Source organism: Rhodococcus sp. MALMAid1271, from assembly GCF_049195265.1.
In the GTDB taxonomy this organism is placed as follows: domain Bacteria; phylum Actinomycetota; class Actinomycetes; order Mycobacteriales; family Mycobacteriaceae; genus Rhodococcoides.
Window position 1 is genome coordinate 37974 of record NZ_JBMIRQ010000098.1, and the last position, 22135, is coordinate 60108.

22 protein-coding genes are annotated in these 22135 nt (G+C 63.2%); 11 read left to right on the forward strand and 11 right to left on the reverse strand.

Annotation, left to right across the window (positions count from 1 at the left end; all coding sequences use genetic code 11):
- Window positions 1-33: 33 nt before the first annotated feature.
- On the forward strand, window positions 34-684 hold the full coding sequence (gene deoC / locus ACOQFP_RS16180; RefSeq protein ID WP_374222423.1) for a deoxyribose-phosphate aldolase: 651 nt from the start codon (window positions 34-36) through the stop codon (window positions 682-684).
- A gap of 19 nt (window positions 685-703) precedes the next feature.
- Here the strand turns inward: deoC and ACOQFP_RS16185 are convergent, their stop codons facing one another.
- Complete coding sequence (locus ACOQFP_RS16185; RefSeq protein ID WP_206492457.1) at window positions 704-1450, reverse strand: DUF2993 domain-containing protein; 747 nt, start codon at window positions 1448-1450, stop codon at window positions 704-706.
- A gap of 109 nt (window positions 1451-1559) precedes the next feature.
- Between ACOQFP_RS16185 and ACOQFP_RS16190 the strand changes: the two genes are divergently transcribed.
- On the forward strand, window positions 1560-2147 hold the full coding sequence (locus tag ACOQFP_RS16190) for a type IV toxin-antitoxin system AbiEi family antitoxin domain-containing protein (protein WP_206492458.1): 588 nt from the start codon (window positions 1560-1562) through the stop codon (window positions 2145-2147).
- 56 nt (window positions 2148-2203) lie between these two features.
- Here the strand turns inward: ACOQFP_RS16190 and ACOQFP_RS16195 are convergent, their stop codons facing one another.
- The 3 genes from ACOQFP_RS16195 to ACOQFP_RS16205 all read right to left on the reverse strand — a co-directional run bounded on the left by ACOQFP_RS16195 (window position 2204) and on the right by ACOQFP_RS16205 (window position 4016).
- On the reverse strand, window positions 2204-2911 hold the full coding sequence (locus ACOQFP_RS16195; protein WP_421584892.1) for a class I SAM-dependent methyltransferase: 708 nt from the start codon (window positions 2909-2911) through the stop codon (window positions 2204-2206).
- Between the two features lie 79 nt (window positions 2912-2990).
- Window positions 2991-3494 carry a DUF2505 domain-containing protein gene (locus tag ACOQFP_RS16200; RefSeq protein WP_206492459.1) on the reverse strand — a complete coding sequence of 168 codons (504 nt, stop codon included), beginning with the start codon at window positions 3492-3494 and terminating at the stop codon, window positions 2991-2993.
- Between the two features lie 15 nt (window positions 3495-3509).
- Window positions 3510-4016, reverse strand: a complete 507-nt coding sequence (locus tag ACOQFP_RS16205) for a DUF2505 domain-containing protein (RefSeq protein WP_341244636.1) — start codon at window positions 4014-4016, stop codon at window positions 3510-3512.
- Between the two features lie 56 nt (window positions 4017-4072).
- Here ACOQFP_RS16205 and ACOQFP_RS16210 point away from each other — a divergent pair, with 56 nt between their 5' ends.
- The 8 genes from ACOQFP_RS16210 to ACOQFP_RS16245 all read left to right on the forward strand — a co-directional run bounded on the left by ACOQFP_RS16210 (window position 4073) and on the right by ACOQFP_RS16245 (window position 11510).
- Window positions 4073-5089, forward strand: a complete 1017-nt coding sequence (locus ACOQFP_RS16210) for a UDP-N-acetylmuramate dehydrogenase (protein ID WP_421584893.1) — start codon at window positions 4073-4075, stop codon at window positions 5087-5089.
- Window positions 5090-5158: 69 nt separating this feature from the next.
- Window positions 5159-6712, forward strand: coding sequence for a Rieske 2Fe-2S domain-containing protein (locus ACOQFP_RS16215; protein ID WP_421584894.1), 1554 nt, complete (start codon window positions 5159-5161; stop codon window positions 6710-6712).
- Window positions 6713-6897: 185 nt separating this feature from the next.
- Window positions 6898-7074: a VOC family protein gene (locus ACOQFP_RS16220; RefSeq protein ID WP_421584895.1), complete on the forward strand. Its 177-nt coding sequence runs from the start codon at window positions 6898-6900 to the stop codon at window positions 7072-7074.
- A 213-nt stretch (window positions 7075-7287) separates the two neighbouring features.
- Window positions 7288-8499, forward strand: coding sequence for a hypothetical protein (locus ACOQFP_RS16225; protein ID WP_206492464.1), 1212 nt, complete (start codon window positions 7288-7290; stop codon window positions 8497-8499).
- A gap of 190 nt (window positions 8500-8689) precedes the next feature.
- Window positions 8690-9442 (forward strand): hypothetical protein, encoded by a 753-nt coding sequence (locus ACOQFP_RS16230; protein WP_206492465.1) that lies wholly within the window; start codon window positions 8690-8692, stop codon window positions 9440-9442.
- Window positions 9443-9484: 42 nt separating this feature from the next.
- Entirely contained in the window at window positions 9485-10084 is a 600-nt protein-coding gene (locus ACOQFP_RS16235) for a hypothetical protein (RefSeq protein ID WP_421584896.1), read from the forward strand.
- 44 nt (window positions 10085-10128) lie between these two features.
- The gene (locus ACOQFP_RS16240; RefSeq protein WP_206492467.1) at window positions 10129-10884 is read left to right on the forward strand and encodes a hypothetical protein; all 756 of its coding nucleotides are present in this window, start codon (window positions 10129-10131) and stop codon (window positions 10882-10884) included.
- A gap of 38 nt (window positions 10885-10922) precedes the next feature.
- The gene (locus ACOQFP_RS16245; RefSeq protein WP_421584897.1) at window positions 10923-11510 is read left to right on the forward strand and encodes a response regulator transcription factor; all 588 of its coding nucleotides are present in this window, start codon (window positions 10923-10925) and stop codon (window positions 11508-11510) included.
- Between the two features lie 287 nt (window positions 11511-11797).
- On the opposite strand, the gene ACOQFP_RS16250 is transcribed toward ACOQFP_RS16245, so the two are convergent.
- The 7 genes from ACOQFP_RS16250 to ACOQFP_RS16280 all read right to left on the reverse strand — a co-directional run bounded on the left by ACOQFP_RS16250 (window position 11798) and on the right by ACOQFP_RS16280 (window position 20685).
- On the reverse strand, window positions 11798-12547 hold the full coding sequence (locus tag ACOQFP_RS16250; RefSeq protein ID WP_206492469.1) for a DUF5663 domain-containing protein: 750 nt from the start codon (window positions 12545-12547) through the stop codon (window positions 11798-11800).
- An 87-nt stretch (window positions 12548-12634) separates the two neighbouring features.
- A complete protein-coding gene (locus tag ACOQFP_RS16255) occupies window positions 12635-14011 on the reverse strand; it encodes a CHAT domain-containing protein (RefSeq protein ID WP_421584898.1) in 1377 nt (458 codons plus the stop codon).
- Window positions 14008-15417: a hypothetical protein gene (locus ACOQFP_RS16260; RefSeq protein WP_421584899.1), complete on the reverse strand. Its 1410-nt coding sequence runs from the start codon at window positions 15415-15417 to the stop codon at window positions 14008-14010. The genes ACOQFP_RS16255 and ACOQFP_RS16260 overlap by 4 nt, the downstream gene beginning before the upstream one ends.
- The gene (locus tag ACOQFP_RS16265) at window positions 15414-16931 is read right to left on the reverse strand and encodes a hypothetical protein (protein WP_421584900.1); all 1518 of its coding nucleotides are present in this window, start codon (window positions 16929-16931) and stop codon (window positions 15414-15416) included. Before ACOQFP_RS16265 ends, ACOQFP_RS16260 begins: the two co-directional genes overlap by 4 nt.
- A 122-nt stretch (window positions 16932-17053) precedes the next feature.
- The gene (locus ACOQFP_RS16270; protein WP_206492473.1) at window positions 17054-18040 is read right to left on the reverse strand and encodes an RNase H family protein; all 987 of its coding nucleotides are present in this window, start codon (window positions 18038-18040) and stop codon (window positions 17054-17056) included.
- Window positions 18041-18143: 103 nt separating this feature from the next.
- Window positions 18144-20357 carry a type IV secretory system conjugative DNA transfer family protein gene (locus ACOQFP_RS16275; RefSeq protein ID WP_206492474.1) on the reverse strand — a complete coding sequence of 738 codons (2214 nt, stop codon included), beginning with the start codon at window positions 20355-20357 and terminating at the stop codon, window positions 18144-18146.
- A gap of 43 nt (window positions 20358-20400) precedes the next feature.
- Window positions 20401-20685 carry a co-chaperone GroES family protein gene (locus ACOQFP_RS16280; protein WP_206492475.1) on the reverse strand — a complete coding sequence of 95 codons (285 nt, stop codon included), beginning with the start codon at window positions 20683-20685 and terminating at the stop codon, window positions 20401-20403.
- A 1025-nt stretch (window positions 20686-21710) separates the two neighbouring features.
- On the opposite strand from ACOQFP_RS16280, the gene ACOQFP_RS16285 reads away from it, so the two are divergent.
- Window positions 21711-22010 carry a hypothetical protein gene (locus tag ACOQFP_RS16285; RefSeq protein WP_206492476.1) on the forward strand — a complete coding sequence of 100 codons (300 nt, stop codon included), beginning with the start codon at window positions 21711-21713 and terminating at the stop codon, window positions 22008-22010.
- Window positions 22011-22135: the final 125 nt, after the last annotated feature.

The window sequence follows — 22135 nt, forward strand, 5'->3', positions numbered from 1 at the left end:
TACGAAATGCGGAGCTGTGAAAAGCTGGGATGCATGACACTCACCCGAGCCGACCTCGCCGCAATGGTCGACCACACGCTGCTCAAGCCCGAGGCCACCGCGGCCGACGTGGCCGCACTGATCGAGGAGGGCCGTGAGCTCGGTGTGCTCGCCGTCTGCGTTTCGCCGTCCATGCTGCCGATTCGCGCGGAGGGAATGCTCACCGCCGTCGTCGCCGGATTCCCGTCGGGCAAGCACCATTCGTTGATCAAGGGATCCGAGGCGCGTCTGGCGGTGCAGCAGGGTGCGGACGAGGTCGACATGGTGATCGACGTCGGCGCGGCGATCGCAGGGGACTACAACGCAGTGCTGGCCGATATCGTGACCGTCCGTGAAGGCATCGGCAATGCCGTGCTCAAGGTGATCATCGAATCGGCAGCGCTGTCCGACGAGGCGATCGTCGAAGTATGCCGCGCTGCGGAAACCGCGGGGGCGAATTTCGTCAAGACCTCCACCGGTTTCCACCCGGCGGGCGGTGCGAGTGTCGAAGCCGTGCGGTTGATGGCGCAGACCGTCGGCGGGCGACTGGGCGTCAAGGCCAGTGGCGGCATCCGTACCACGGACGCCGCCCTGGCGATGATCGACGCGGGTGCAACGCGACTGGGGCTCTCGGGTACCCGTGCGGTGCTCGACGGGCTGAGCTGACCGCTCCCGCGTACCTGGGTTACGCGACCAGCGAGCAACCCTCGGGGGTCTGCTGATTCTGGTTCTGCTGCGTGGCCGGAATGGTGTACTGCCCACCTTCGAGGGTGAGTTCGATGCCGGAGTCGGTGACGGTCAGCGATGTCGGAGTCATGTCCAACGGGTACGTCTGCAGGCTGTCGGTGAGCACGCCGACCACGGAGTCGACCAGATCGGTGGGAAGGCCGAGACCCAGAATCGAGGCGTCGACGGTCTTGACCTCGACCTTGCCGTCGACGACCTGAGGCTTGACGGTCAGCTTGGCCAGCGCGCCGACAGCGAACTCGAGTGTTCCGGCCGAGGCGTCCGAGGTGACGCCCGAGACGAGCGCGCCGATGCCCTGGCTCTGCAGGGTGCGCGTGATGCCGTCGGTCGACCACGAGATGTCGGCACTGGAGCTGCCGATGGTGCCGCCGGAATCGGCAGTCTGGTTCAGATTCAGATCGTGTGCTTCGGCGTGGACGACCATGCCTTCGGCGGGGCCGAAGCGGGCGTCGTCGCTGTCCACGGTCACCGACGAAACCTTCTTGTCCACCAGGGACAGCAGCACCGGCTTGAAGCCGAGCCCTACCTCGACCTGGCTACCGAGTTCGGACTCGAGCTGGCCGGCCAGGCACGACTTGATCTGCTGGCGGACGAACAGCTCTCCACCGATGAGGGCGACGAGGAGGACGACAACGACCGAGACTGCAATCAGCGGCACTGTGCTGCGCTTGGCTGTGGATGACATTCCTGGCAGTCTTCCCGATGTTTCTGAGCAAGCTCTGTGAAACTGACGAACCCTTGTTTACGATGCCAAATTTTGTGATGTATAACACATTCTGACGTACGCTTGCGACATGAGTACGACAGGTCCGAGTGTGCAAGAACTGCACTCGCTCGCCACTCGTCAGGACGGCTACTTCACCGCCGAGCAAGCCGGCGAGCTCGGGTTCGATGCGGCAATGGTGCGCGTCAACCTGGCCACCGATACGTGGACCCGCGTCGAGCGCAACCTGTTTCGGCTCGGCCAGTGGCCGCACAGCGAACTCGAGGTGTTCGCGATGTGGTGTGCCTGGTTCGGCGGCGAGGCGGTGATCTCGCACCAGAGTGCTGCCGAGTTGCACGGATTCGGGCACCTGCACCCACAATTCGTGCATCTGTGCGCCTTCGGCGACCTACGCCTGAGCGATACCCGTCTCGCCGTTCACCGTTTGCGACTCGAACCTCGCGACGTCGAGTCGGCAGGCACGTTCAACATCACCACACCGGTGCGGACGGTGCTCGATCTCGCCGCCGGAGGCATCTCGCAGATCACGCTCGACGAGGTGGTGTGCGACGCCGTGGCGATCGGTCGCGTCGACCCGCAGGCCCTGTATGCCGAGGCCGCAGGCAACACCGACCGCGTGGCCGAACGGGTCGAGCTGGCACTGTCGGCCTGCACCTAGCGACGAGAAAATCGGGTGCAGTAAACCGCGCTGACCGCGGCCTACTGCACCCGATTTCACTCGTCCTCGGAGCGAGGGGCGACCGCCGACCAGGGCACCGTGAGCACGTTGTCTCGCATCCGCCTGCGGGGGATCGTGACTGGAAGTCCTTGTTCGGCAAGTATCTTCAGGGCCGCGCGCCAACGCAGGCGGGGGCCGAAGGTGGCAAGCGGGGCCGCGACCGACCACGCCCGATCGGCGCGCTGCAGCAGATCGTGAATACGCTCGCCCTCGATGTTGCGATGTATCAACACCTTCGGGAGACGCTGGGCGATATCCGACGGCGTCTCGACATCGAACGGATCCCAGGCCAACGTCAACGACCGCGGACCCTGGGCATCGAGCAGGACCCACGCGCAGCGGCGACCCAGCTCATCGCAGGTGCCGTCCACCAGCAGCCCACCGGGTGCCAATCGGGACTGGATCCGGCTCCAGGCCGCCGGAACCGCATCCTCGGGATACTGGCGCAGAACGTTGAACGCCCGCACCAGATCGGGTCGAAGCCCGGCCAACTCGAAACCGCCGCGGGCGAACTCCACACCGTCTTTGCCCGGGACGACGCGGGCGGGGTCGATCTCGAGGCCCGTGACGCGAACATCGGCCCTGATGGTGCGCAACCTGCCTGCGAGCTCGAGAGTCGTATTCGGCATCGCCCCGTAGCCGAGGTCCACGACCAGCGGATCCGGGGATGCGAGCAGGACGCGTCGAACGTCGGGGTTGTGCATCAGCGACCGATCGCTGCGACGCAACCGATTGATGCCGGTGGTGCCGCGGGTGATGACGCCTTCAGGCCCCTTCAGTGGGCTAGGCGTTCTTGTCGAGCCAGTCGGCGGTCACTTCGCCCTCACCGCGCCACAGGTCGACGAGGTTGACGAGCATCAGTTGCTCGAGTTTGCCGCCGATGAACGGCAGGAAGACCTTGGCCTCGGACGAGGTGCGCAGCGTCGAACCGCCGTTGGTGGGAAAGAGCGAGGTGGTGCCCTTCAACGAACCCGGGCCCGCCGGGATCGACGCGTCGTAGTGACCTGCGGTGACTTCCTCGTACGCATCGAAATGCACGTTCCGGGTGATGATCATGTCCTTCTTCATCACCGTCTGTGCGATGTCGGGCAGTTCGGTGCGGGGAATGACGTGGTGCATGACGATGTCGATTCCGGCCTCGGACACCTCGAAGCTCTTCAGCTCGTTCTCCGAGTACTTGCGCATCTCTTCGATACGCGCGTCCCAGTGATCGCGGCTGGACAACGCGGCATACACCTGCTGCGTCGAGTGGGTGAACCGGGCGGAGTAGTTCATTCGGCGAGCCATAACGGAAGACGATACTTATTGTGACGTCTCGGTAATCCAGTTGCCCGTGAAGTCCTGCTCGTTGTCGATCAGTGAGAGCACCTGCTCGCTGATCATCGCCTCGATCTTTCCGCCGAAGATGGGGACCTTGACCTCGGTGGTTCCCGCCAGTGCGATGACCGTCGTATCGCCGACACCGTCGAGCGTCGTGGTGCCGGTGATGCGAGCCGGCGCACCCTCGACGGTGGCTCCGAACATCCCGTCGGCGTGGGTGCCGTCGAACGGCCCCCAGCTCTCGGTGCGTTCGATGATGAGATCGCCCTTCTTGAAGGCAGTCACCGCGGAGGGCAGCTCTTCTTCGGGAACGGACTGGATCATGACGACGTCGATGGTGCCCTCGCCGACGGTGACGCTCTTCAAGCTCGCACCGGGGCCGCCGATCTGTTCGATGCGGTCCTTCCAATACTGCTCGGAGGTCAGTGCAGCGTGAACCTGGTCGGCGGAGGCGGGCACAGTCGAGCTGTGCTCAATGGGGCGAGGCATTGACGCAGATTACCGGTGGATCCTCACACTACGAATGAGCGGTACCCTCGTCTACCGTGGCTACTGCAATTTCCGAGCTCACCACTATGCGACTCGGCGGTCCGGCTCGTGAGTTCGCCGTTGCGACCACCTCCGATGAGCTGGTCTCTCTTGTTCGCGACGCGGACGAGTCAGGAACTCCGGTACTTCTTGTCGGGGGCGGTTCAAATCTTGTCGTGGGTGACCAGGGGTTCGACGGTCTCGTCGTCAAGGTCGAGACCGCCGGACTCGAAGTTTCACACGACAAGCTAAGGGTTGATGCGGGCGTCGAATGGGACCGAGTGGTGTTGACCTCGCTCGACGCAGGACTCGCGGGCTTGGAGACTTTGTCGGGTGTGCCGGGTTCCACCGGTGCCACGCCGATCCAGAACGTCGGCGCGTACGGCACTCTCACTTCCGACCTACTCTCTGAATTGACGGTGTACGACCGCGAAACCCGGGTGACCAGGTCTTGGCTGCCCCAAGAATGCGGCTTCGGAAGTCACCGGCAGTCGGTCTTCAAACACAGCGACCGTTACGTCATCCTCGACGTGACCTTCGCTCTGGATGTGTCGACCACGTCCAAGCCCATCAGGTATTCGGGTCTGGCAGATCGGCTCGGAATCGACGTCGATGGTCTAGCGCCGGTCTCAGAGGTGCGTGAGGCTGTTCTGCAATTGCGCGGCGAGCGTGGCATGGTTCTCGATTCGGACGATCACGACACCTGGAGTGTCGGGTCTTTCTTCATCAACCCTGTCCTGACGCAGATACCTGACAAGGCGAGCGAGTCGCCGACGTATCCGGATCCGCTGGGAACCAAGCTTCCTGCGGCCTGGCTTATTCAGAACGCCGGCTTTGGACGCGGGTACGGGAAAGAGTGGGGCACCGGCTCCGTCGCGTTGTCGTCCAAGCATGTCCTGGCCGTTACCAACCGCGGCGGTGCCACCACCGCTCATGTCATGGCCTTTGCAGCGCATATCCGGGAGGGCGTCGAAAAGGCTTTCGATATCTCACTGGGTCCGGAGTGTGACCTTGTCAACTGCCGATTTGGATAGATATCGGCCGAATCCACGCTGGCGGACGCCTACCATCAGAAGTTCGCAAGTACGTCAGGAGGACGACAAGTGCAGGTCACAAGCGTCGGACACGCAGGTTTCCATATCAAGACCAGCTCAGGCACCATTCTGTGCGACCCGTGGGTGAATCCGGCCTTCTACGCGTCGTGGTTCCCATTCCCGGATAATTCTGAACTGGACTGGGACGCGCTCGGCGATTGCGATTACCTCTACGTCTCGCACCTGCACAAGGACCACTTCGACCCGAAGAACCTGGCCGAGCACGTCAACAAGGACGCCACGGTTCTGCTGCCGGACTACCCGGTGCTCGATCTCAAGCACGAGCTCGAGAAGCTCGGGTTCCACAAGTTCTACGAGACGACGGACTCGGTCAAACACACGATCGCAGGGCCCAAAGGTGATCTCGACATCATGATCATCGCGTTGCGTGCACCCGCCGACGGTCCAATCGGAGACTCGGGTCTGGTCGTCTCGGACGGCAAGACCGTGGCGTTCAACATGAACGACGCGAGGCCGGTTGACCTGGACGTCATGACCGAGAATTTCGGTCCCGTGGACGTGCACATGCTGCAGTACTCGGGTGCGATCTGGTACCCGATGGTCTACGACATGGTCTCGCGCGCGAAGAAGAACTTCGGCATCCAGAAGCGTCAGCGGCAGATGGATCGCGCCCGCCAGTACATCGAGCAGGTCGGCTCAACGTGGGTCGTCCCGTCGGCAGGCCCGCCGTGTTTCCTCGACGACGAGCTGCGCACGCTCAACGATGTCCACGGCGACCCTGCCAATATCTTCCCGGACCAGATGGTGTTTCTCGAGCAAATGCGACTGCACGGGCACGATAAAGGCCTGCTTATGATGCCGGGCACCGCTGCGACGTTCGACGGTTCCGAGTTGCTCTCGCACGAGCACCCGATCCCGACGGCCGAGGTCGAGGCCATCTTCACCACCGGCAAGGCCGACTACATCGAGGCCTACGCCCAGCGTCAGGCGTCGGTAATCGCCGCGGAGAAGGCAGCCTGGACCCCGGACGAGGGCGAGCCACTGCTCGAGCCGATGCGGGGCCTGTTCGAGCCGATCATGGCGCAGACCGATCTGATCTGTGACGGCATCGGCTACCCCGTCGGAATCACGATGGGCGACGAAACCGTTGTACTCGACTTCCCGAAACGAATCGTGCGCGAACCGATCTCGAACGAGAAGTTCCGCTACAGCTTCACCATCCCGCCGGAGCTGGTACGCACCGCGATACGTGACCAGGAGCCGGACTGGGTCAACTCGATCTTCCTGTCCACCCGCTTCCGCGCCCGACGCGTCGGCGGCTACAACGAATTCCTCTACACGTTCTTCAAATGCCTCACCGACGAGCGCATCGCCTACGCCGACGGCTGGTTCTCCGAGGCGCACGACGACACCGCCACCATCGAAGTTGCCGGCTACGAGATCCAGCGTCGCTGCCCGCACCTCAAGGCCGACCTCACCAAGTTCGGCGTCGTCGAAGGAAACAAGCTGACCTGCAACCTCCACGGGTGGGACTGGAACCTCGACACCGGTCGCTGCTTGACATCCAAGGGTCACGAACTGCGGACCGAGAAGGTCGAGTAGTCGGACCCGCGGCAGGCTGGTAGACAACCAGCCATGAACATCCCCAACTCCGGATTCCTCGCCGGAGTAAAGGAGTCCGTTCCGTCATTCCAGAGCTCTCAGCTCTAGGCCTCGAAGGCGACGAGCTGTCGCTGTGCGATCACCTGTGCGTGCGCGCCAACTCGGCCGAGGCGTACCTGTAGTCGGTGAAGCAGATCTCCGCGTCCGCCCACGTAATCGACACCTCGGAGGTCAATGGGCGTGCGATCACCACTCTGGAGTTCGACACACCCCTCGTAGCTGCCGGATTTTCGGTTCCGTGGGTCGAAGTCGCGGAACCCAAAGCTGGATCTCTCTATCCATCGGGGCTCGAGCACGCCTAGGCACAGGGATCTGCCATTCGATCTGAAAGCGTGGTCCAAGCCGATCAATCCCGACGCGCGTCTGCCCCCGATGCCGGGTCGGTCAGATTCCATGATGTCTCCCTGGGCGCATCCGTCAGAATTGCAGCGGCTGTCGCAGGTAACGCGCCGGCACCTGACACCGGGGGACCGGTGTTCCTCTCGACACAGTGCAGGATTCGAGAGAGGGACACCATGACGAACGCAGGATCGCGGAGGTTCGGGGCAACATTGCTCGGGCTCGCCGCCGCAGTAGCAATTCTGTCGGGGTGCGGTACATCGATCGGTCACCAGGAAGCGACCGTCGGAGAGGTGACGGTCCCCGCCGCCGGGGCGGTTGTCGTTGTAGCAGGGACGCATGCCAACGCCCCCATTCCGAGTCTGGGGGTGCTCGGCAGGGCAGTAGTGGACGAGACCGTCCGAGCCGGCGGTCCTGTCGACGTCGTTCACGTGGCCGCGACCCCAACCCTCGACCAAGACCTGAAACTCAAGCCGGTGGAAGGTACCGAAGCCGGCAAGAATGCAGTGGTGGAGAAGAACCTCCATCGCGTCGACGAGGCATTGCATCGCGCATCCGATGGCAACGGCAGTGACCTGCTCGAGTCCGTTGCCATGGCCGTGGGGCGACTGCGGTCTGTGGACGCAGAGTCCCCGGCCTTGATCGTCGCCGACCCAGGGCTTGCCGATTCGGGGCGCCTGCAGCTCACCACCGAGGGAATGCTCGAGGCCGACCCTGAAGACGTGGCTCATTACCTCAACGCGACCGGTTCTCTTCCGGATCTGACTGGCACTACAACCTATCTGGTGGGATTCGGCTATACCGCGAGTCCGCAGTCCCCACTGGATGCTCCGTTGCGAGCCAGGGTATCCGCGTTGTGGACCGCGGTTTTCGAAGCCGCGGGGGCAACAGTGCGGGTCGACTCGGCACCGAACACGAATGAAGCCCTCGAGACGACGTTCTCGGTACGGACGGTCGATCTGCCCGCTGCACCCGCGCAACCACCGGTGTGCACGTCGGACGAAATCGTGTTCGGTGGTCGGTCGGATGTGTCTTTCGTTGCAGAAAGTGACTCGTTCGTCGATGCCGAGCGTGCGAGGGCCGCGCTGCTACCTATTGCACAGTGGCTCGTCGCCGATTCCCGGCGGACCGCGTCGATTCAGGGAACCACAGCGGACGACGGTTCGGCTCGCGAGCGATTGCAGGCGCTCGGTCTGCGACGAGCGAGTGCTGTGGTTGCGGAGCTGAGAAACGCCGGTGCGTCCGAATTATCAACGACGGCAATGGGAGTGGGTTCGGAATTCCCCGAGTACGTTCGACCGGACCGCGACACGATGACCGGTGAGCTTCTTCCCGGCCCGGCGGCACTCAACCGATCGGTTCGCATCCTGCTCGACGATCCCTGCTGAACCGTCCCAACGAGTTTCGACCCGAACCCCGCAGGCGCGCATGCCTGCGGGGGTTCGGTGTCTTCCCTGTGCGCCGGAACTTGCCTGCGCATTCCTTGCACGCCACACGAGAGGCCAATCGATGTTCGGTAATAGAAATACCCGAGGTGCGGCAGACGACGACGGCTACACACGAGTCGACGTTGCACCGATGACAGCAGCAGATGCGGTGTTCCCGCGTGCGGTGCCCGCACTGCAGAGGATGCCCGAGCCTATACTGCGGTACGACAAACGAATTGCCTTCGGTGACTGGTGGGCAGGCCGGGTCGACCGCCCACTGGTCCGCGAATTGGCCGGTGTCGATTCGCGACCCGCAGATCCGCCGCTGCGAACCCATCGGCTGCAAACACTTCAACATTGCTTCTTGCACCAGGTCGAGCGTGAACGGTTGTCGACTGTGGCGATGATCGCGTCGATCGACGACCGATTGTCCTCGTTGTACCGCGAGCTCGAGATCCGTGCCACGGAGATCGTCAGGGCGCAGGACCGGGTGGCGCAACTCGGAGGTGAGACGCCGACTGCCTCGCCGCGGTCGACGGCGGAGAACTTCGAGAGTGAAGCAGAACGCATGGCCCGGCGACTGCGCGAGCACGATCGCACCCTCGCCGCAGCAGACGGGCAGTTGGCTTCGCACCGGAGCGCCGAGGGCGATGTCCACCGCGAAATCGCAGTACTGCACACCGATCGAACAGCGCACTGGTCTGCACTCCTGGTGCGCGTGCAGCACAGCTGCGAGTTCTACAACCGGCGTGCCAATACCTATCTACGGGCCGCGTTCGCCCGCTCGGTGGCAGCTACGCGGTCGGTCGAGACGAGTTCGATCTCGCCGCCTTCCTGGGCGAACGCGCAGTCCATCCCCGCGGCCCCCGCCGCGAGTGACCGCGCCGGGGGACCGGTGCAGTAGTTACCGGATCGGCCGGCACCCGCGACGAGAACAGGACCACCGATGAAAATCTTCCCGCATCTGCCCACGAACACGCGAGACAGAATCCGAACGTTGTTCAACCGTCACCCCGTCACTCCAATCGTCAACTGGGATGCGCGCGAACCTATCCCGCAACCAGTTCCCGATCTCGATGCCGCCGTCGCGACCGTCGAAGCGATGATCGACGATCATGCCGATGCCGGAAGCGTCGATAGTGCGCATGCCGATGTGTTGGACCGACTTATCGCATCGGTGACCGATCAGTGGCGAGATGCCGCGAAGCTGCACTTTCTCAACCAGGCCACCGCACTCGCGTCCTTACGAGCCCAAGGAGTGCAGCACCTGACGCGGGTCGGTACCGACCTCGCAGAGATCCGGCGTGAGCACGGCCGCCACCAGAGTTTCTACGAGGGGCGATGGAAGGCCTTGACGGACGAGTCCGAACGGCTGGAGCTGCAGGTGGCGGACCCGGCAACAACACGCGGTTCGCTACCCGAGTTGCAGCAGCATCCGCTCAACGAGTTGTCCATCAGTCGGGTGTATGCGCCGTTCACGCCTGTACTACTCCCAGGTGGAGCGGCCGACACCGACACCGACGCCGACACCGACAAGGCGGTCTGAGCATGCCCGACGTGAAAGACGCCGACACTTCAGGAGTACGAGACATGACTGCACCGACACAAGACCAGAAGGCGCAGGGTAGCGGCACAAAGCCCACCGGAAAGGCCAAGCCGGCACCGAAGTCAGGGCCGTATATGCCTACATGGCCTCTCGTGCTGCTGATCGCGGGCGTGGTGTGCATGTCGGTGGACACTCTGCTCGCCAAAGCGACCTTCGACGTACTCGTCAACGAGAACGAGACTGTGTCGTGGCTCGTCGCGATCGCTATCTCCGGCATTTCCGCGCTGAGTGCGATGGGGATCGGCTCGGCATACGTCTCAGGACACAGGAACGTTGCAATTCTGTTCGCCGTCATCTGGACCAGCATCGGGATCGCTCTCGCTGCTGTCCGGTTTTTCAGCGGATTGATCACCGGTGACGGCGAGAACGACCCGGCCGATATGGTGTTGGCCGGTCTAATGCTTGCGCTTTATCTCGCCGCCGGATTCGACGTGGCCTACCAGACGACGAAGATCTGGCGCCCCGAGTATTTCGAGCTGGTTGCCGCCGATCGGCGGCGGTGCCGAGCACAGCGTCGGCTGTCGGACACCGAGAGCGAGTACGCCCGAATCCAGCACGAGATTGTCGAGGTCGACAACCACGGAAAGCGGATGGAGCACGGACTCGACGTCGTGCTCGAGCGTATCGATCACATGGAGCGTCAGCTGTACTCAACCGCTCGAAACCGGCTTGCGTTGCGCCTCGCCGACCCCGGTCAGACATCGCTGTACCGGACCCCTGCCGCTAAGAGTTCGAAATGAGCGCCCTTGCAACACCATCCGATGGTGAGGCAAGATTCATGACCGAGGCACTCGACATCATCGTCGTCAGTACCACCGCATTGGGCGGCGAATCTGTTGCCGCTCTATTCCGTACCTTCGGCTACCGGGTGCGCGCGCAGATGCCCACTTGCGTGGCCCTGGCCGCCGACCTCGTGGTCTTCGTGTCGGCTGTTGCACTCGAACAGCATCGCAGCGTACATTCCACCCACGATCGAACAGTCTGCGTCGTCGGTGTGCCGAAGCAACAGGGACCGGGAGGCGTCGACCACTACCTGGACCCGAGGATCGACGTCGCCAGAGCACGAGCGTTGCTGACATCGATTCTCGGTGCCCCCGAGCATCATTCGGCCACCGAGTTGTCCGCGCGTGAAGCGACGATCGTCGCAGGCTACGTAAAGGGTAAGACCAGGGGCGAACTTGCGCGAGAGTACTACCTCGCGGATGCTACCGTCTCGACACATCTCAGCCGAGCACGGGAGAAGTACCGCGCGCACGGCCGTCAGGTTCGCAGCAAGGTCGACCTCGCCTACCGTGCCATCGAGGACGGGCTCATCGAATGCCCGTGTACTCACCGGCGACCTCGTCCGATTCGGAGTCCTGAGTAGAGCATGAACCGGACGAGAGCACCACCTCGGCCAGTTGCCATCCGTCAGTACCTATCGACCACATGAACCAACCACAGGAGTAGAGAACATGATCAGGATCTACCGAGCACTGCGCGAAGCGAAGAAATGCGCCAACTGCGGCGCGAACAACAACGTCAAGAACAGCACATGCATTGGGTGTGGCACAGCGTTGTGAGCTCGGGGCCGACCACTCGGTGAAACAAAAAAGGGCTCATGCTCTCAGCGAAATGCTGAGAGCATGAGCCCTTTTCGTCGTTGTAGAGGGGTCAGCGGGCTGCCTCGTCGGAACCGTGTTCGGCCAGGGCCTCTAGCGACCCATCCGCCGTGCCTGCCACGAGCTCGATCGCGCTGCGCAGAGATTCGCCAGTCGCGCCGGCGAAGGACACGGCACTGCGGACCAGCAAGTGAGGACCGGACAAGGCGATTCCAATTCCGACGTACCTGTACGCAGCCGTCAGCGCCGTATGGACGTCGGGGACGTCCAGGTTCTTACCGACGACCGCTTCGAGCTGAATCCATTTGTCGTTCGGGGCGTTGACCAGGACCGTCCTGGTTCTACCGGGGCCATTCTTCAGCGTGATCATCAAGTTGTCGTCGCGCCGGGCCACGTCGGCGTATCTCTCACTGACGTACGCTTCGACGGCAGGCCAGTCGCGTAGGGCGGTGTTCTCGTCGTTCTCGTTGCCTTCGACCGGGCTTTCGGTTTCGCTCGCACCGGAGCGGGCGCGAACGATGCGCAACGTCTCGGCCAGGACCGCGTCGCGGATTCGCATCACGGTGCGTGGGTAGTCGGGTCGGTTGCACTCGAGCCACGCGTTGATGCCCTGGTCGTTCCCTGCGTCGACCAGGGCTTCGAACTCTGCGAGCTGATCGCCGTCGAGGCCTTCGCTGAGTTGCTGGCCGACCTGAAGCTCGATCTCCCCGATCACGTGCTCGGCAAGTGAGTGCAATTCGTCGGATTCGAGATCGGGAAACTGTTCGCGCAGAGTCGTCGAGATGAGGATGAGGTGGTCCATGACATGTCCTTCGGTTTGCTGGGGCGCGGGTGTGTCCCGCTGCCCAGGAAACCGATCCCCCCAGCCCGAAAAGGCTTGCGTCAGGCGTCAGGCGTCAGGCGTCCGCGAGCGAGCAGGCGCGAACGTGTGCGTGATCGATGCCCAGACGACGGGCGAGTGCACAAGGGCCCCTGTCATACGCCATCGCTCGAGCTGTTGTCGTTGCCATGCGGCCCATTCGACGACCGGATTGTCGGTTTCGTGAGCGGAGTCGACTGCGAGGGCAAGGTCGGTCGTCGGCGTGGCAGGCGATCCGGTGTCGGTCGGCGCTTCGACGAAAACTTCGTCGGAGGGCAACGTCCACCTTGTGGTCGTGACCAGCTCAGCACCGGAATCGATGATGGCCATCACCAAGCCGAACGTCTCGGCGGAACGGTAGTCCACGCCGCCCTCGCACGCGATTAGCGCGACCCTGGCAGGCATCGGCCACAGCTGGTGGCCGAGCGCGCTTGCGTCGGCTCCGAATTGCCTCCACGCCAAAGGGTCTTGACTTTGCGACGTGCCGAGCAGTAGGTCCAGGGCGGAGAACGGACGGTGATCGTCGGGATGCGGAGAAGCCGGTGTTCCGTCGGCGGCGATCCGCGTCAAGGGCGCGGCCATGCCCCACACACTGGACATGGTCTCCGACAGGTGGATCGAGGCCGATCCCGGCTCGTGCCTGGCTGCTGACACGTGCCCGAAGTAGAAGAAGCGTGATCGCGGCACCATCGTGAGTGCCCGGTGCAGCAGATTCCTGGTCACGTCTCTGCCGATTGGCCAGAACGTCTCGTCTTCGGCGTACCGGGCTCGACCGGAGTCAGCGAGAAGTTCTATTCGTGCGGCAAACCGTCTTCTGGCTTCGAGACCGAGAGTCTGAGACAGCCCATGGTCTGCGGCGCGGAGAGGTAGACGCGGATCGATCGCGAACAGCGCGGGTAGCCCTCGCGCGCCGGACCATCGTGGAGCGGACACGCTGCGCTGGGCATGAACCGTCGCAGGTGGGTCGTATCGAACCGAGGCGATCTCGATCAGTCGAAGGTCGTCGCTGTCGACGAGCAACAGCTCCCACGGAATCCTGGCCAGTTGCGGGCTCGGAGTGACTCGCACGACGAACTGTCGACCGGAGCGACCGTGCTGCCGCAACTCTTTCAGCAACGCCTCCGGCAGTACAGCACTGGTCAGCGTCGCTGCCATCCGTCTTTCGATCGTGCGATCGCCGAACCCGCCGGCTGTGAGTGCACGCCGTATCGCGTCGGGGGTCTTCTCGCCGGTGATCGGGTCCAGGGCGTGGTCGAGTAGGTCGAGTGCAGCGGCCAGATGCGCCGGGTTCAGCTGCTTCGCGTTGGGGGTGAACGGTGGCCGATGCCAGGTCCAAGACAGATAGGTGGCCCCGGCGTCGGCGCACCTGATCAACAATTGATCCGGTGCGCCGACGTCCTCGGTCACAATTCGTCCCAAGGTTCCGCACGCAGCATCTCCGCCAGCAGCGGATGGGTTCCATCCGGTGCCGCGGGCTTCGTGCGCAACGTCGCAACGTACTTGCTGATCGCCGTAAGACGCTCTTGCAGAGCATCTTCCAGTTCAGAATTGGCGTACTGACCTCTGGCGATGATGTCGTCGAGAATCGAGCGCGCCGATGCAGCGCTTTCGCGCGCCGAACCGAACAGCATGTTCGACGATTCCGTTGCCACGTCGACGCGGTCACCGTCGTGTACGTCCACCGAGCTTTGCACCGCCAACGCAGCCCGATGAAAGTTCCAGGACTCCAGCATCAGCCGGTCGACCTCGACCAGAGTTCGTCCCAGTTCGGTCGCACGTACGTCGGCAGGCTTACGGTCGGCGTAGAACACCCCGTATACCGCGTTGTTCCGGTCTGCGGCTGCGATCGACAACTCGCCCACCAACGTTCGATCTCGGACGGTCAGGCGTGTGACTACGAGAACTTCGCCGGTAGCACGGTCCGCGGCGTATCCTAGGAACCTGCTCGCCTCCGCGCAGAACGGGTCGACGTCGCCTGCCAACAGCACACTCATCTCGACGGCGCTGTCATCGTCGCGCAGTTCAATGGTCAGCTCTGGCGTCCGGGATCCGCTCCATGCGAGGATGCGCGACGGGACCAGGTGCGGATCGACCGCCGCTCGCTCCGTGGTGAGTCCGGCTTCGGTGTCTGTCTCGCCGAGATGGCCTGCGAGTTGGCCATTTTCTTCGTACTCGAATTGGGCCAACCAGTCGAACAAATCGGAGTCGTCGAAGGTGGTGACTCGATCGAGTTCGCGGGAGAGTTCGGCCACCTCCGAACCCCACACCGTGTCCGATACCGCTCGTGCAGCGGAGGAAGTGAGCGCTGCCAGTTCGGTCGCGGCGCCGCCGCCGAGGTCACCGTCGATGCAGCGTTGTCCGAGCGCGGTGAAAGACGGCGACGCCAATGCCACCAATCGGCTTGCGCTCGACCGGTTGCCGATGCCCTCGGCAGCGGCTGCGCGATCGAGCAGGAGGGCTCCATTGTGCAGAGCAGCAGTCGACCATCGAGCGACCGATGCCGTCAACGCCTGCCTGGCCCACACGGACACGAATCGGTAGGGGCCGCTGTGCACCGTCGATCCCGAACGTGCCTGCGCGACAGTTCGTTCGAGATCGGGGTCACCCACAGCCGCGGCCAACAGGCCTGCGTCGGCATCGGCGGTGATCGCCCAGTTCAACGGTGTCGATGGATCGGCGACATCGACGGTCACTCGGATTCCGCGGGCAACGTCGACGAAGACCTCCGCTACCGCAGGCGCAGGAGCCCCGAACCACATAACAGTGCCCCGGCTGTCGACCTCGAGGTCACCGGACCGATCAGCGGTGCTCATTTGCTCTCCGTTCGAGTAAGTGCGTCGTGGCTGTGAGCCAATTGTCGGGTTAGGACATTCGTTCTTTGCGACCATGTTTGGTTCAACGGTTTTCCGAACTGAACATCGCCTGACTCGATGTCGTCGGCAGTCAGAACGCCCGCGATGCCGATCCGTAGAAGCTGGATGACCATCTTGGCACTGGCCGAGGGGGAACTCTTCATGGCGTCGGTCGGCGTGTCGATCTCGTGCATGGCGACGATGAGCTTGGTGATCGAAGCCGCATCGAGAGTCAGAGGAGTCGTATTGGTCGCTCCTGCACGTAGAAACTTGATCGCTGTCCGTCTTTCCCAGCACACGCCGTCCACGACGTCCGGATCCCGGTGTGCGTACATCTCCCCGACCGATGAATCCTCGAGGTAGGACGCTGCGTCGGCGAACACGGTGCGTAGTTCGACTCGATCGTTTTCGACCTGGTAGCTGTGAGTCTCACTACGCGATGCCGTTGCCGACGAAAAGGTTTCGGCATCGGAGCTGTCGGCTACCCAGTGCGTACGGTCGATGATCCTCAGTTCCCGCCGACGCAAGTCGAAGATCGTCCACTTGAGTTTGAGTAAAAACGTTTTTTCGGGCTGCAGGGGATCGCCCTCGATCAGGTTCTTGAGCAGATACTTGCGCGCACGCACCCAAGCGTCGCCCACCACGTCGTCCTCGGTGGCCACCGAACTGGTGAAACCGGAGAGCATCTTTCCTTTTCGGCGGACAAGCGCGGGGTTGTCCGTGATCACCCGGTTCAGCTCGGCCTCGACGATGTCGATTTCTTCCTGCGTCGGCTTACGCAGAAGCGCATCCGGTTCGCCGTAAGTCTCCGACAGATGATCGATCTTGGAATACAGAACTTCGAGGATGTCGGGGTCCGCCGCTCCGTCGGATGACTCCTCCAGTTTGTCCACCCACTTCATCAGCCCGCGGGCGAATCCGCGCATCGCTGCCGCGTCCACCTGAGCGCCTGCGCGCGTCGGCTCCGCGAGGAACTGATCCGCGGACGCCTTCGTCAAGGTGATTTGTCCGCAGTCTTCCGACAGAATCAAGGCACGCCGCGCGGCACCGCACGTGTCGGAAAGGTACAGCTGACGCAACGGCTCGTTCAGCGCGGCCGGAAGACCAACTGGGCGTCGCTCTTTTGCCGACTGCTGATACGACGAGCTGATTCGGATCAACGGATCGACATAGTCTGCGAATGCTTCTGTGGCGTTGTTCCACACCTCGACGTCGTACCGGAGAGCTGTCGTGTCGCTCCAAAGGGCGGCAGCGCATGCTTTGGTGTACAGCTGCTCTATCCACGCCCTATGACCGAGATCGCTGATCCACCCCTTCGTCTCGTCACGCAGCAGCGAGATGTTGGGCTTCGGCCGAGCCATGGCGTCCGTCCACAGCTTGATGAATCTGTCGCGCGAGATCTCTCGGAACCCCCGGTTGGGGCGCACCCACCATTCCGGGGTTGCCCAACTCAGGCTGTCTTCGCGTGGTGGCATCGAATCTCCTTGACAATCAGTGCGTCGGCGATTGGATTATGACGGTTCATGTGGCACAGGGGGATGCCCGAGCACCCGGTGTCGTTCGACCGAACGACACCGGGAACAACGGTGCGAGAACGTCACACCGCGACGGCCTCGGCATCGCTGCGCGAGGCCGAATGGGATGCCGACCGCGCCGCCGACTTGGCAAGTCGATCGGCAGCCTCGTTCAACTCATGGCCGACATGCCCCTTGATCCACGTGACGGTTACCGGTCGTCGGCCCATGGCGTACCGGATCCGGTTGATCACGGCTGCGGTGGCCTTGTCGTGTGATGTCGGATCGGCCAGCAGAGCGCACAGAGCAGGCCTGCTGTCGCTCAGTATCTGTACCGGGCGTCCCTTGTATGAGCGGAGAGCGAGATGAATTGCCTCCAGTTCGGCGAGCTTGACATTGTGTGTTCGGAGGCTGGACACGGCTGATGTTTCATCGGCTGCGACGCAAGCGATTCCGGCGACCCTCTTGTCGATCAGAACCGAAGCGTCCGACGCGATCACCGTGACAGCGACCCCGTCGCGAACGATTCCGTTGCTGAATTCGTAGCTGCGTTCGACCGGGCACTTGTCACCGAGTCCAGCGTCGAGGTGCGCCGAGACGTGGTGGGACAAGCGTGTCGCGCGGCTGTCGGACTTGTCGACCAGCCGAATCGATGGGAACGATTCGGTGCACTGCGCCAGCTCACGAAACAGCGCCGCCGACTTCACGATCACAACGGTGGGCACGGCGTAGTCTTCCGCGAGTGCATACAGGTCGGCGAACGCATCGAGGAGCAGGACGTGATGTGCGGTAGAGGAATCGACCGTCGCCACGCGGCTGATGACGACCGCATCGGAGTTCGGTTTCTGCCACGCCGCAACGACACAGACCGTGTCTTCGAGGCCGATCTTGAATCGCACCACACCGATCGGTGCGGACGAGGTTGAAGGATTGGAACACGCGGACGTGACCCGAGTGATGCCAATGGTGTCCGCGGCGGCGTCGGGATTGGCTCCTCGGCCGCGGACGGAAGACCAGAGGGCCGCGAAGAATCGAAGTACAGTCGAGACGAGGTGTCGAGAGAGGATCATCGGTGCTCCCAGCGCTTACGCGTCCGGTTCGTTCGGACGCTGACACTGGGAGTACCGCTCCCCCGCGAACCTCCGTCGAGGTCGCAACCAGTAGGGGATCTAGTCAGGTGGCCTGCGATTCGGCTTGCTCGGACGTCGCCGTGGTCGCCTTGGCTTTCGCGCGCTTGTCCAGCCACTCGTCGAGGAACGAGGGAGCGGATGACGGACATCGCGGCACCGGCCGTTGTTCCTGCTCGTCCTTCGTCGTCGCAGTCACTGCCGATGCGCCGTCGCGAGCGGGGATCGTGTCCAACAGGTACGGCGCAGCCAGTTCCATGTCGGTTGTGTAGTGCAGGTGATCGACGAATCGGGTCAACGCGCTGCCACTGCGCGAGTGCGCATGGTCGTTGTGGTCGACGGTCAAGGTGTGTGGCCGGGCAGGAGCGCCGGACGCGGCACGGAGCGTAATGGCCGTCAATTCCGGCAGCGTGGTCATCACTGCGGGGGTGATGGTGTCTCCGAACCTCGCACACATGGCGCGGGCGTCGCCGACGGCCGCACGAAACGCCACCGTCGTTCCGACGTTGCCGTCGACAGCGGGTCGGAGGTCGGAGTCGAGTTGATCCAAATACTGGTGAGCCATCACCACGGACAGGCCGAATTTACGGCCCTCGGACAACATCGACGTCAGTGAACCCGAAATGACGGAGTGTGCTTCGTCGACCATGACGGTGAAAGGACTCTTCGACGTTCGGCGCAGCGCGGCTTCCCAGGTGCGCTGCAAGTGCAAGTAGCCGAGTAGTCGCGAAGCCGGCTCTCCGAGTAACGCTTTGGAGAGGTCGATGAGTACGATCCGGTTCTCGTCGATCGCCCGGCCCATGTCGAACGAGTCCACGCCCGATCCGAGCACACCTCGGATCGACGCCGTCGAACTGAACGCCTCGAACTTGGAATTTACCCATGAGACAACTTCACCGTGTTCGCTCGACCGCCCGCTCGCCCGGTCGTTCTTCCACCACGCTGTGAGGCGGGCGTCCCCAGCAATGGCACAGGCTTTGCGCATGAACGCCTCGTCGGCGAGCGCCGCCGGAACATCCAGGATGCTGGCTCGGGCACCGTGCACAGCGGCGAGGGCCCGCATTCCCATCGCGACGCGCTCGCGAAAACGCGGCCCGACGATTCCGTCGCCTTTGCGATCGAAAAGATACTGGAACATCTGCCCGACCTGATCGATCGCGATGTCTCTAGCGACGGCATCGTCGGTTGCCAGCGGGTTGAGCGGGATCGGCATCTCCAGGTTCCCGCTGCGAATCACCCACGTGCGAGCTGCAGCGGCTGCCGGAAGCTCCGATAGAATTCGGTCAACGAGGGTGCCGTGTGGGTCGATGACCAGCATGCCCTCCCCCGCCTCAGCGATTCCGCGAGCCATACCGGCCAGAAGCGAGGACTTCCCGGTGCCGGTCTGACCGAGTACGTGCAGGTGGCGTAGGCGCTCGGTTGCGCTGAGGGAGACGTCGATCCGTGCACCCGGTGTGTGCGCTGCACCGATTCGCAGCCGGTCGATCGGGTCGTTCACCCGCCCGGCCGGTTGGACATAAATGGGCGCAGCTGCGCCGGAAACCGTTCCTGGCAGCGGAACAGTGCCGGCGATCGGTACGGCGAAGATGGCAGGAATGTCGACGGTTCTGGTCCGAAGTAGTACCGGAGTCTGTGTGGGCTCGTCGGCGACCGTCAGACCGTGCCAGTGCTGGCGGACTGTTGCTCGCAGCCTGAACGACGGTGTCGAGAGCTCGGGAAGCACCACCTCGACATGCGTGATCCAGGTTGAATCGTCGAGCGCGCTGGCGTCTCGGCCGATCGTCATCCGAATGCCGCAGCCCGGTGTCGACGCCACGAGGTCCGCGAGCGGCCAGCTCTCGATGGCGTTCTTCATCGTAGGCTCGGTCGATTGCCACGATTTAGTCACGTGACCGTCGCCGTAACCGATCACCGCCTGCCGTCGAGTGGTCAACGGCCACAGGCGTACTGGACCGTCGGCTCGCTCCGTTGGAAGCAGAATGTGTTCGACCTCGGCCACCGGTGCCAGTACTGCGGCGAACTCGTCGAGCATCTCGCCCTGGATCGCGGGTTCCACTCCGTCGACCACAACCGTGGTTTCGACGAGCCCGTGCTCGGCGGCCGACGCGTCGAGGCGGATGCGGCATCCCGCTACCTCGGCGGCGATGCGGGCCATGAGGGTGGGGATATCACGTCTGAGTCGACTTGCCTTCTCGTCTTCGAGCGGACGAAGAGCGACGAGACGAACTGCTTCGGTCGGGTACCTCGGTGCGCTGGTCATACCCACCGCACCGATCCCCCCGGCAGCTTGTGCCGGCTAGCCGCTATTGGAGGACTTTGGCCATCACGCTGTCGGCCTTGAGCAGAAGATAACGAACGCCGTCGACGTGTAGATCCACGGCAGAATCGGCCTTGAAGACGACGGTGTCCGCGACGGCGAAACCCTTCACATCCGGTCCGAGAGCTTCGATCTTCCCGAACGAAGGCTGGGTGAGGGTGTCGGGCAGTACCAAGCCTGATCCTGTCGATGTGACCGATGCCTCGGTTGCCACCAAATAGGTTGTCATTGGTTCCAGCCGCACCGTCTTCGTTCCGGTGGCGTCGGTCATCAGCGCTGTCCTCTCGGGCTGCGTTCTCGCAGTTGACCCTTCGGATCACCGCCGAACGGCCGTAGTATGCCACGGAACTCGCCGCCTATCGGGTGTGACGACGAGCGATCCAGCACAGGAGGTGGTTCGTGGCAGTCGAACGAGGGATGGGACCGCTGGAATTCGTCAAGGACCTGCCCCGCCATCCGGTGGGCGATTTCGTGGAGTTTGCTTGCGCGGATGCCGACCGGCATTATCGGCATCGCACTACCTCTCTTCGTGTTGTCCCGAGAGATGTCTCCGAGTTTTGCTGTCGCGGTCTTCGCTGCTTACAAGATCGTTCAAGCTGCGACGAGCCCGCTATGGGGACGGATCTCCGACGGTGTCCCGATGGGAATGCTTCTGAGTGTCGTGTGTTTTTCGTATGGTGCGGTGTCCATCGGACTTGCCGTCCTGCCGCTCGGCGCAGAGGGCCTCCTCGTCGGTGCAGCGATCCTCGGTTCGGTGACGCTTCCGTTCACAGCCGTCATGCGCGTGTTCTGGAATCGGGTTTCTCTGCGCCGAAGAGCATCGGCAGGCCGCCAACGCGTTAGAGTCGTCGATGTCGGAGGGTGTGCTCCTCGTAGGTCGGGTCGTGGTCGCTGTAACGGCCCTGTGGGTGCCGCTGTGGGTGATAGTTCTGGCTCGAGGGGTCGTTGCAACCGGTGCAGGCGTCGCGCTCTCCTTCACGAAGCTGGTGCGCCCGGCCGTCCCCGTCGGTGGTGCTTGCGGGCGTCGCGGGGTGGACGTGTTCTTCGGAGCACTCTGGCTGTATGTGTCGCTGCTGCTGATCTCGGGATCGCTCGGCGCGTTCTCCTTCGCTCTCGTCGTTCTGTTCGCCGACTCCGACGGTGGCCCGACGGCTACCGCGCTGTGTGTAGGGCTGTGGGGCCTGGGCAGTTTCGTGGGACTGGCCTTCCTCCGCCTCGATGTGGTCGCCCGATCGGGATCACACCGAGGGCTGTACGCATTGCTCGTGGCGATTGCCCGTGTTTCAGGCGGCTGTAATGATCGACGACGGAGTCGTCGTCTTCGTGGTCTCGTTGCTGGCAGGGCTTCCGATCTCCGCTGTCATCACTGGTGCGTACGACTTGCTCACCGAGGTCGTGCCCGAAGGTTCACAGGGCGAATACTTCGCGTGGGCGACCACGATGATCTTCGTAGGCGACGCAGTCGGTGCCGCGGTATGCGGCGTCGTGGCGGACAGGATCGGGTTCGCAGCGGGACCCGTGTTGGCGTCGGCCTGTGCTGTTGCAGCCGTAGTTGCGATCGGGTGGCATCGAAGTCGAGCGGAAGAGACCGTCTGACGATGGACAGGGATGCCGCTATCAATCGAAACAGGGAGTGCCCGCCGTAGTTTCGGCACCGGAATGGACCCAGACGTCGGGGGAGCGGTGCGGACTGTACGAGGTCGGTGCAGCCCGCGCCGACC

Coding starts and splice junctions, on each gene's coding strand:
- ACOQFP_RS16260 (WP_421584899.1), bottom strand. CDS start 15,417: ATGAGCACCGCTGATCGGTCCGGTGACCTCGAGGTCGACAGCCGGGGC.
- ACOQFP_RS16280 (WP_206492475.1), bottom strand. CDS start 20,685: ATGACCGACGCCACCGGAACGAAGACGGTGCGGCTGGAACCAATGACA.
- ACOQFP_RS16275 (WP_206492474.1), bottom strand. CDS start 20,357: ATGACCAGCGCACCGAGGTACCCGACCGAAGCAGTTCGTCTCGTCGCT.
- ACOQFP_RS16240 (WP_206492467.1), top strand. CDS start 10,129: ATGACTGCACCGACACAAGACCAGAAGGCGCAGGGTAGCGGCACAAAG.
- ACOQFP_RS16265 (WP_421584900.1), bottom strand. CDS start 16,931: ATGCCACCACGCGAAGACAGCCTGAGTTGGGCAACCCCGGAATGGTGG.
- ACOQFP_RS16285 (WP_206492476.1), top strand. CDS start 21,711: ATGATCGACGACGGAGTCGTCGTCTTCGTGGTCTCGTTGCTGGCAGGG.
- ACOQFP_RS16205 (WP_341244636.1), bottom strand. CDS start 4,016: ATGCCTCGCCCCATTGAGCACAGCTCGACTGTGCCCGCCTCCGCCGAC.
- ACOQFP_RS16230 (WP_206492465.1), top strand. CDS start 8,690: ATGACAGCAGCAGATGCGGTGTTCCCGCGTGCGGTGCCCGCACTGCAG.
- deoC (WP_374222423.1), top strand. CDS start 34: ATGACACTCACCCGAGCCGACCTCGCCGCAATGGTCGACCACACGCTG.
- ACOQFP_RS16270 (WP_206492473.1), bottom strand. CDS start 18,040: ATGATCCTCTCTCGACACCTCGTCTCGACTGTACTTCGATTCTTCGCG.
- ACOQFP_RS16200 (WP_206492459.1), bottom strand. CDS start 3,494: ATGGCTCGCCGAATGAACTACTCCGCCCGGTTCACCCACTCGACGCAG.
- ACOQFP_RS16250 (WP_206492469.1), bottom strand. CDS start 12,547: ATGGACCACCTCATCCTCATCTCGACGACTCTGCGCGAACAGTTTCCC.
- ACOQFP_RS16185 (WP_206492457.1), bottom strand. CDS start 1,450: ATGTCATCCACAGCCAAGCGCAGCACAGTGCCGCTGATTGCAGTCTCG.
- ACOQFP_RS16235 (WP_421584896.1), top strand. CDS start 9,485: ATGAAAATCTTCCCGCATCTGCCCACGAACACGCGAGACAGAATCCGA.
- ACOQFP_RS16225 (WP_206492464.1), top strand. CDS start 7,288: ATGACGAACGCAGGATCGCGGAGGTTCGGGGCAACATTGCTCGGGCTC.
- ACOQFP_RS16195 (WP_421584892.1), bottom strand. CDS start 2,911: ATGCACAACCCCGACGTTCGACGCGTCCTGCTCGCATCCCCGGATCCG.
- ACOQFP_RS16245 (WP_421584897.1), top strand. CDS start 10,923: ATGACCGAGGCACTCGACATCATCGTCGTCAGTACCACCGCATTGGGC.
- ACOQFP_RS16190 (WP_206492458.1), top strand. CDS start 1,560: ATGAGTACGACAGGTCCGAGTGTGCAAGAACTGCACTCGCTCGCCACT.